At 70.6% G+C, this 1400-nt stretch carries 1 protein-coding gene; it reads left to right on the top strand.

All coding sequences use genetic code 11. The features are described from left to right. The coding region (locus I71_RS08835; protein ID WP_042693956.1) for a membrane protein at window positions 1-1400 on the top strand (1400 nt) is incomplete at both ends.

Genomic DNA, 1400 nt, shown 5'->3' with positions numbered 1-1400 from the left:
GGCCGATCCGATCGGTGCCGGCAAGCTCAGCGGCCCCGGTTCCGAACTGATGGGAGCGGTGGAGCCGGTGCCGGCGACCGGCGGCACCGTCTTCCGCACCAAGATCGGCCCGATGGTTTGGCCGACGGTGGAGCGGCAGGGCACCACATGGCGCATCCTGTCCTCGGCCCGCCCCGCCAACATGGGCAGTGTCGGCGACCTGCGGGTGGAGCCCGATCCGGATTTCCTGCTCGGCGCCCGGCTGCTGGTGCGGGCACCCGACGCGGCGAATGTCGTGCAGTTCGCCGATCCCGACGTGGGCGACCGCATCCAGGTGGTGCCGCTGCCAAGTCCGGGGCAGGGCGTGCCGGAGCCGCACCGCTACCCGGACCTGGAAGTGATGGCGTCCTATCAGGGCGTGGTGGTGCGGCCGATCTCCGACAATGTGACGGTGCGGGCGATCAAGGAGGGGGTGGAACTGACCACCGCCGGCGGCCTGCACATTTCGCCGGCCGCCGACGCCGGCAATCCGGCCATCGCTCCCTCTCCTGAGATGGCCGCCGCTCCCCAGCCCGTTCCACCGCAGCTGGCCGCGGCACCGAAGCCCGTTCCGCCGCCCGGCGGTGCGTCGCCGGCGATGGAACCGCCCAGGACACAGCCTGCGCAGCTGCAGGGCCGCCGCCTGTTCAACCTGCCGGCCTGGAAGCGCGGCGATCTCGACCATTTCACCGAGGCGCGGCAGGATCTTCAACTCGCCGTCGTCAATGCGCCGGACTCGGAACGGGCGAAGGCGCAGCTCGACCTCGCACGCTTCTATTTCGCCAACGGGTTCGGGCAGGAGACGCTCGGCATGCTGGACGTGCTGCAGCAGAACCAGCCCGACCTGGAAGGCTGGCCGGAATTCCGGGCGCTGCGCGGCGCCGCCCGCGTGCTGACCGGCGACCTGGACGGGGCGGAAGCGGACCTGTCGATTCCCTCGCTGGCCGGCAATCCGGAAGCCAACCTTTGGCGGGCGGCCATCGCCGCCGACCGCCGCGACTGGCCGAAGGCGATGGCCGGCTTCAAGGCGTCCGGCCAGATCCTGAACAGCTATCCCGATCCGATGCTCGGCAAGCTCGGGCTGCGGGCGGCGGAAGCGGCGCTGGAGACGCGCGATACCGCCACCGCCAAGCGGCTGTTCGACCGCGTGATCGAGCATGGCGGCCCCGACCAGGAGGACAACCCGCAGACCCAGTATCTGCGAGGCCTGCTCTATGCCCAGACCGGCGAGATCGATCAGGCCCGGCAGCAGCTGACCGCCGCCTACAACAGCTATGACCGGCTCTACCGTGCCAAGGCCGGGCTGGCGCTGACCAATCTGGAGCTGTCGGAAGGCAAGATGTCGCCGACCGCGGCGGCGGAGCAGCTGGCAGGCCTGACCT

Source organism: Azospirillum sp. B506 (assembly GCF_000333595.1).
In the GTDB taxonomy this organism is placed as follows: Bacteria; Pseudomonadota; Alphaproteobacteria; order Azospirillales; family Azospirillaceae; genus Azospirillum.
Note: the sequence above shows the minus strand (reverse complement) of the source record. Positions and strands in the feature narration are given on the sequence as shown.